5 protein-coding genes are annotated in these 8120 nt (G+C 70.7%); 2 read left to right on the forward strand and 3 right to left on the reverse strand.

Going from position 1 to position 8120, the window contains the following annotated elements; all coding sequences use genetic code 11:
- Positions 1 to 76 precede the first annotated feature (76 nt).
- The 3 genes from ABZ449_RS41155 to ABZ449_RS41165 form a co-directional block, all read right to left on the reverse strand.
- Positions 77 to 1072 (reverse strand): ABC transporter permease subunit, encoded by a 996-nt coding sequence (locus ABZ449_RS41155; protein WP_360357034.1) that lies wholly within the window; start codon positions 1070 to 1072, stop codon positions 77 to 79.
- A complete protein-coding gene (locus ABZ449_RS41160) occupies positions 1069 to 1965 on the reverse strand; it encodes an ABC transporter ATP-binding protein (protein WP_360357037.1) in 897 nt (298 codons plus the stop codon). The genes ABZ449_RS41155 and ABZ449_RS41160 overlap by 4 nt, the downstream gene beginning before the upstream one ends.
- Positions 1966 to 2312: 347 nt before the next feature.
- Positions 2313 to 3107 (reverse strand): alpha/beta hydrolase, encoded by a 795-nt coding sequence (locus ABZ449_RS41165; RefSeq protein WP_360357040.1) that lies wholly within the window; start codon positions 3105 to 3107, stop codon positions 2313 to 2315.
- A gap of 728 nt (positions 3108 to 3835) precedes the next feature.
- On the opposite strand from ABZ449_RS41165, the gene ABZ449_RS41170 reads away from it, so the two are divergent.
- Both ABZ449_RS41170 and ABZ449_RS41175 read left to right on the forward strand, forming a co-directional pair.
- Positions 3836 to 4045, forward strand: a complete 210-nt coding sequence (locus ABZ449_RS41170; RefSeq protein ID WP_360357043.1) for an MbtH family protein — start codon at positions 3836 to 3838, stop codon at positions 4043 to 4045.
- A 311-nt stretch (positions 4046 to 4356) separates the two neighbouring features.
- A partial coding sequence (locus ABZ449_RS41175; protein WP_360357046.1) for an amino acid adenylation domain-containing protein occupies positions 4357 to 8120 on the forward strand: 3764 nt, incomplete at its 3' end.

Here is an 8120-nt window from a genome sequence, read left to right on the forward strand (position 1 = left end):
TGGGGGGGGCCGGAGCGGGGGTTCGGGGGGCGTCGGCGGGACGTCACCCCCGGCCCCCCGCGGACCCCGTTCACGTTCAGATCAGGCGCAGCCGGACCCGCCAGAAGCTGAGCGCGGCCAGCACGCCGGCGAGCACGAGGAAGAGGAGCGTCTCCGTCCACTGCAGCGTCCAGTAGTGGCTCGCGGGCTGGAAGGTCGCGTTGACGTGGAGGTTCTTCTTCTCCAGGCAGGCCCCGAGCGCGTGCGAGTTGGTCGCCGAGTCCAGGCAGTCCTGGAGCTGGGAGATGGGGACCGCCTGCCCGGACGAGTCCAGGAACGCGCTGGTGTCGGTGACCCAGCCGCCGGGGACCTTGTAGCCCCACAGGTGCACGTTGTCGGTGGTGTTGATGCCGTTGACGTGCGTCATCACCTGCTCGTTGATCGCCACGACGCTGTGCGAGGCCGGCACCAGGTTCTCCCGGACGACCGTCGGCATGAGGACCTGGACCCCGGCGAAGACGACCAGGGTCACGGCCATCGCGGGCACGGTGCGGCGGATGAAGATCCCGACGCACGTCCCCAGGACGAAGGCGAACGCGGCGTAGCCCAGCGGCGTGATGTTGCGAGCGACGAACAGCGTGGGCGAGAACCGGTCCGCCGAGATCCGGTCGATCGGGCTGACGCTCCAGGTCGCCAGCAGGGTGAGCAGGCCGGTCACGGCAACGCTGAGCAGCCCGATCACCAGGAGCTTGACCGCCAGCCAGCGTCCGCGGGTCACGCTCTGGTTCCACACCAGCCGGTGGGTGCCCGCCTCCAGCTCGCGGGTCACCAGCGGCGCGCCCCAGAAGATCCCGATGACGCCGGGGATGGCGATCAGCAGGCCGTTGAGCAGGGTGAGTTGGAGGTCGTAGCGACTCGTGAGGCTGGCGGTGGCGGAGCCGCAGGTGCCATGGGACTGGCACCCCGCGACGCCGGAGTCGTAGGCGCTGCGGATCTGCAGGCCGAGGACCACCAGGTAGATCGCGATCAGGCCTACGGCGATGAGCGTCGCCAGTGCCTGGGCGCGGAACTGGCGCCAAGTCAACCAGATCACAGCTGGACCCCCGTGTTCTCTGCTGCGTCGTACTGACCGGTGCCGAACTCCGCCCGGTTCATGTAGGCGAGGACCAGGTCCTCCAAGCCCAGGGTCTCCGCGGTCCAGTTGAGGCTGGCCAGCGGGCCGGTCATCCGAACGATCAGGTTGCTCTGCCGGGAGCTCTGCTCGGCCTGAACGACCTCCACCCCCGGGGGCAGCTCGGCGCCCCGGGCGCCGGTCAGCCGGCAGTGGCCGGCCAGCAGGTCGTCGACGTCCCCGGCCAGCTGGACCCGGGAGGCGACCACCAGGACCAGGTAGTCGCAGACCCGCTCCAGGTCGCCGAGAAGGTGGGAGGAGAGCATGACGCTCGAACCGAGTTCGGCGACCAGCTCCATCAGGTTCTGCATGAACCCGCGTCGGGCCAGGGGGTCCAGGGCGGCGACCGGCTCGTCGAAGATCACCAGCTCGGGGCGTTTGGCGGCCGCGATGGTCAGGGCGAGCTGGGCGCGCTGGCCGCCGGACAGCCGACCGGCCTTGTGGGTGAGGTCCAGGCCGATCTGCTTGATCCGCCGCTCTGCCATCGCGGCGTCCCACCTCGGGTTGAGGCGCGCGCCCAGGCGCAGGTGGTCGGCGACGGTCAACCCCGCGTACACGGGCGTGTCCTGGGCGACGAATCCGACCTTGGCCAGCTGCGACGCACTCGTGCCGGGACGCGTCCCGAGCACCCGGATCGTGCCCGAGGTTGGCTGCAGCAGCCCGCTGGTCAGCCCCATCAAGGTCGACTTGCCCGCTCCGTTGGGGCCGACCAGGCCGATGACCCGTCCCTCCGGGATGCTCAGATTGACGTCGGTCAGGGCGTGGTGGCGGCCGTACCGCATCCCCAGGCCCTCGGCTTCCAATACGGGGCTCATCTCTTCCCCTCTGTTGCTCTTGGTGTGACGCGTGGTCATGGACGGAATCCGGCGTTGTCGCCTTGTCCCGGCGGGTCCAGGCGAGCCGGTGCCATCCATCGCCGTCCGACTGATTCATCTAGGACCCTAGTACAATAGAAGCCTAGGCGTGATGGGCCGTCAAGCGCCCCACGTCAAGCGGGTGGGTGCGGCCGAGTGCGGCCGAGTGCACAGGCCGAAACGCGCCAGGGGCGGTGCGCTGGATCGCGCACCGCCCCTGGTCGGCGGATGTCCCGGCTGTCGACAGGGCCGACCTGTCGTGCCGAGCGGATTCTGAGATGGGCGGTGCGCCCCGGAGCGAGTTTCCGTCAGTACTTGTCGAGGAACTCGGTGATCGCCGCGTTGACCTCGCCGGGACGTTCCAGGTTTCCGAGGTGTCCGCAGTCCTGGATCTCCACGTAATCGCAGTCCGGGATGGAGTCGGCCACCTCAAGGGCCAGATGCGGCGGGGCGACCAGGTCATCGGCGAAGGCGATCACCCGGCATGGCGCGGTGATCCTCCGCAGCGCCTCGCGGCGATCGGTACCGGTGTCGATCCAGGCCTGTCCGCCACTGCCACCGCCGGACAGTTCGAACAGCTCCAGCCAGCTGGACATGGCGGTGTCATCGCTCAACGTTGCCGGCGAGAGCATCTCGAGCACCTGTTTGGCGGCGTTGTAGGCGGGAGGCAGCCGGATGCCGGCCTCCAGCAACGCGAGGTCCGCCCGCGCCTGGGCACGCCGGGTGGCGTCCGACCGCGAGCGGGTGGCCAGCAGGACCGCGCACCGGACCAGGTGAGGGTGGTGGACGGCCAGCTCCTGGGCGATCAACGACCCCAGGGACGTTCCGACGATGCGGACCGGACCGAGGTCCAGCGCCTCGATCAGGCCCTTGGTGTCGGCGACCAGATCGGCGAGCGCGTACTTGCCGGGGGGTGCGTCGGAGGGACTGATGCCCCGGTTGTCGAACGTGATCGTCTGGTAGCCCGCCTTGTGCAGCGCGGGTGTCTGATGCATGGTCCAGACCCGGCCGGACGCGCCTGAACCCATGATGAGGAGGACGCTCTCCCCGTGGCCGGTGCGCTGGTAGGCGAGCCGGATGCCGTTGCTGTCCACAAAGGGCATGCTGCGGGTGTCTCCTCGGTCATCGTGCGATCCGGTGCCCGGTGCCGCCACCCCGGTTCGGGCCGCGGCGAGGGCGACGTGGCGTTCACCGGGTCATGGCCGCACGGCACCGGATCCGACGGGGCCTGCGAGCCGGGTGATGTGTTCAACGAACTGTGTTGACGCGGCGGTCCATGACCGGCTACGCGGTTGGATCGGACACCGCTCCGGTGGTCGTCAGGGCGAGAATAGTCACCCGCAGCTGCTCCTGGCAGCCTTTTCAGGACGCGATCGGACCAGCCCGACAGCGGGCCGCGCCGGTTGAACGGTGTTGACAGGCAGCCGCCGTGCCGGAGGCCGCGGACCGCGGATCGACCGGCGGTCCCGAGCGCCCCCCACCGCGTTCAAGTGCGGCGGAGGCACGGTTGAACAAGCTCGTGACCAGCGCGGGACCGCGGTTGTTCGGCACGTCCCGAGCGGCGGCGGAGCACGGCCGAACGCTCTTGATCAGCTCTGCGGGGCTGCCCCATAGTGGTCGGCGACGGAGCGAGGCGCCTCCAGGAAAGGGGAGCGCCGGAGTGCGGACGAAGGGCCTCGGGCCCGATTCGGCGCACCGGTTCAACCGGATCGGCGATTTCGACGCGCCACGCGCGGAAATGCCGCCGGCCGAAGTCGGGCCAGCCGGAGGAATCGCCGGTCGGCGCCCCGCAATCGACGTTTTCGGAAAGCTACTCGAGAGGGACGGCAAGGTGACCAATCCGTTCGACGACCCCGACGCCAACTACCTGGTGCTGGTCAACGACGAGGGGCAGTACTCGCTCTGGCCGGTCTTCGTTGACGTGCCCGCGGGCTGGGAGAAGGTCTTCGGCGAGGCCGGACGTCAGGACTGCCTGGACTACATCGAGAAGTCCTGGACCGACATGCGGCCCAAGAGCCTCATCGAGGCCATGCAGAACTAGCCCGTCGGGCTGATCCCGCCGGGATCCGGCCCGACGACGGAACGGCGCGGCGCACCGCGCCGCGCCGCGGGCGTCCGAAGGCGCCGGCGAGGCCGGCGCCTTTCGAGCGCCGACCCTGCCGACCCGGGCGGGTGGCGACGGGCGCCACACGGCGAAGCCCGCGCGGCACGGCCGCGCGGCGACGCACACAACGAAGCAGAACGAGATATTCGGCCTTCATTGAGGAATGCTGGGCAGCAACAAGGCACGCCTCGATGGCAGTTGGCCCCTGCTGGTCCAGTCGGTGATTCGAACGATTGGGGTGGGCAGGCATGGCCGCAGCATTCAACGGTGAGTCCCGGGAGCTGATGTCGGGTCAGCTGGGTATCTGGTACGCCCAGCAGTTCGCGCCTGACAACCCGTCGTACAACGTCAGTGAATACCTGGACATCACCGGCGAGTTGGACCTCGTCCTGTTCGGTTCAGCGGTGCGGCACGCCATTGATGAGGCCGAGACGCTGCGACTGCGGTTCCGGACCGAGGACCGGGAGCCGCGGCAGTACGTCGACGAGTCCGGTGACTACCCGTTCGCGATCGTCGACCTGACCGCCGAGGCGGATCCGCGGGCGGCGGCCGAGGAGCGGATGCGGACCGAGCTGACGCACCCGATGGACCTGGAAGCCGGACCGACGGCGTTCTACACGTTGTTCAAGCTGGCCGACGACCGCGCCATCTGGTACATGCGAGCCCACCACCTGGCGCTCGACGGGCACAGCACCTGGGTGGTCGCCAACCGGGTGGCCGAGGTCTACACCGCGCTGGTCGAGGGCCGTTCGTTCGAGGCCGGGGCGCTGCAGCCGCTGTCCGTGCTGCTCGACGCCGACCGGACCTATCGGGCGTCGGCGGAGTTCGAGGCGGACCGGGAGTTCTGGCTCACGACGCTGTCGGGCCTGCCGGAGGGGGCGGTGGCGCGCGGCGGCTACCGGACCCGTCGGCTGGCGCCGGCACCGGTGCGGCTCACCGAGGACATCGCGCCCGAAGCGGCCGCGAACGTCAAGGCGACCGCCGGCCGCTACGACACCGACCTGGCCCGGTTCGTGATCGCGGCCGCGGCGCTCTACCAGCACCGACTGACCGGCGAGCGGGACGTGGTCGTCGGCGTCCCGGTCCGCGGCCGCGGACGGAGCGAGCAAGAACTGGCGACCCCCGGCAACACCTCCAACGTGGTGCCGGTGCGGGTCACCTTCGAGCCCGGTACCACCGCCGCGGAACTGGTGCGTCAGACCGCGCAGACCCTCCGGGAGGCGTTGCGGCACCAGCGGTACCGGCACGAGGACATGCTGCGCGACCTTCGGATGGTCGACGGCGGCAACCTGTTCGGCCTGGTCGTGAACGTGATGCCGTTCGACTACTCGCGGCCGATGGGCGACTGCACCGCCTTCGCACGGAACCTCTCCTCGGGCCTCATCGACGACGTGCGGATCGACGTCTACGACCGGCTGGCCGGGCAGGGCATCCAGATCGACGTCGACGTCAACCCCGACCTGCACGACCCCGCGTCCGGCAAGGACATCTCCCGGCGCTTCCTGCAGATGCTGGACTGGCTCACCGAGGCGGCCCCGAACGAGCTGGTCAGCCGGGCCGAACTGCTGGAGCCGGCCGAGCGCCACCGAGTGCTGGTGGAGTGGAACGACACCGCGGCCGAGGTGCCGGCGGTGACGGTGCCGGAGCTGTTCGCCGCACGGGTGGCGGGCACGCCGGACGCCGTCGCGGTGGTCGGAAACGATGTCGAGCTGACCTACCGCGAACTGGACGAGCGGGCGAACAGGCTGGCGCACTACCTGGCGGACCGCGGTGTGGGCGCGGAGTCGGTGGTCGCGGTCTGCATGGAGCGCGGTGCCGACCTGGTGGTGTCGCTGCTGGCGGTGCTGAAGACGGGCGGGGCGTACCTGCCGATCGACCCGCAGGCGCCGGCCGAGCGGATCGCGTTCATGTTGGCCGACAGTCGGGCGGTCGCGCTGGTGGGCTCCGAGGAGGTGCTCGAGGAACTGCCGGTCCGACGGATGCTGACCGTGGCCGTCGACGCCCCGCTGGTGCGGACGGCGCTGGCGATGGCCCCGACGACAGCCCCCCGGGTGGCAGCGCGGCCGGCCGGTCTGGCGTACGTGATCTACACCTCCGGTTCGACCGGCGTGCCGAAGGGCGTGGCGCTGGCGCACGCGGGCGCGGTCAACCTGATGACGGTCCACGCTGAGCGGTTCGGCATCGGCGTGGGCAGCCGGGTACTGCAGTTCGCGTCGATCGGGTTCGACGCGGCGACCTGGGAGCTGATGGTCGCGCTGTGCTCGGGCGCCGCCCTGGTGGTGGGCTCGGCGGACGAGCTGCTGCCGGGCGCCGGGCTGGCCCGGACGGTGGCGCGGCACGGGGTGACGCACACGGTGCTGCCGCCTGCGGTGCTGAGCGTCATCACGCCGGCGGACCTGGCCTCGGTGACCACGCTGATCTCGGCGGGCGAGGCGCTGAGCGCCGATCTGGTCGAACGGTTCGCGCCGGGGCGGGAGTTCGTGAACGCCTACGGGCCGACCGAGACCACGGTCTGCGCGACCGTGACCGACGCGCTGGTGGCGGGCGAGGACCCGTCGATCGGCCGACCCAACCCGAACATGCGCGTGTACGTGCTCGACGAGTACCTGTCCCCGGTGGCGCCGGGCGTGGTCGGTGAGTTGTATGTGGCAGGTGCGGGTCTGGCGCGCGGCTACCTGGGGCGCGCCGGGCTGACCGCTGAGCGTTTCGTGGCGGACCCGTTCGCGGGTGGGCGCATGTACCGCACCGGTGACCAGGTGAAGTGGACCCTGGATGGCCGGCTGGTGTTCGCCGGTCGTGCGGATGACCAGGTGAAGGTGCGCGGCTTCCGGGTGGAGCCGGGTGAGGTCCAGGCGGTGATCGCCGGGCACCCGGCGGTGGCCCAGGCCGCGGTGATCGCCCGCGAGGACGTGCCGGGCGACATCCGGCTGGTGGCGTACGTCGTCGCCGAGGACGAGGGCGCGGATGTCGCCGTCCTGCCGGAGTCGGTGCGGGCGTTCGTCGGTGGGCGGCTGCCGGAGTACATGGTGCCGTCGGCCGTCGTGGTGCTGGACGCGCTGCCGGTGACCATCAACGGCAAGATCGACCGCCGCGCGCTCCCCGCCCCGGAGTACACCGCTGGTGTCGGCCGGGCGGCCGCCACCGCCGAGGAGAAGGCCCTGTGCGAGGCGTTCGCCGAGGTGCTGGGCCTGGAGGGCGTGGGCGTCGAGGACAGCTTCTTCGACCTGGGCGGTCACTCGCTGCTCGCCACCCGACTGGTGAGCCGGGTGCGCGCCATGCTCGACGTCGAGATCGAGATCTCCGACGTCTTCGAGGCGCCGACGGTCGCCGGCCTCGCCGCCCGCCTCAGCGGAGCCGACCAGGCCCGGACGGCGCTGGTGGCTGCCCAGCGTCCGGAGCGGATTCCGCTGTCGTTCGCGCAGCGCCGGCTGTGGTTCCTGGGCCAGCTCGAGGGACGCACCACGACCTACAACGCACCGATCGTGCTGCGGCTTTCGGGTGACCTGGACCGCCAGGCGCTGGGTGCGGCGCTGCGGGACGTCCTGGGTCGGCACGAGGCGCTGCGCACGTTCTTCCCCGCGGCCGATGGCGAGCCGTACCAGCAGATCGTGAGTATGGACGAGCTGACCTGGGACATGGACGTGGTCGAGGTCGACGCGCCCGAGGGGGTGTACGAGCGGATCCAGCGGCTGGGCGACCTGGGCGATGGCGCGCTGCCAGAGCAGGCGGACGGCTCCGCGGACCTGGCTGCCGCTGTGGTCCGGGCGGCTGGCTATGCGTTCGATCTGACGGCTGAGGTGCCGGTGCGGGCGACGCTGTTCGCGGCGGGTCCGGCCGAGGACGTGCTGGTGCTGCTGGTGCACCACATCGCGGGTGACGGTTGGTCGATGGGCCCGCTGTCCCGGGACATCTCGGTGGCGTATGCGGCGCGTTGCGAGGGGCGGGCGCCGGAGTGGGATCTGCTGCCGGTGCAGTACGCGGACTATGCGCTGTGGCAGCGTGAGTTGCTGGG

The organism is Kitasatospora sp. NPDC005856, assembly GCF_040629945.1.
GTDB lineage: Bacteria > Actinomycetota > Actinomycetes > Streptomycetales > Streptomycetaceae > Kitasatospora.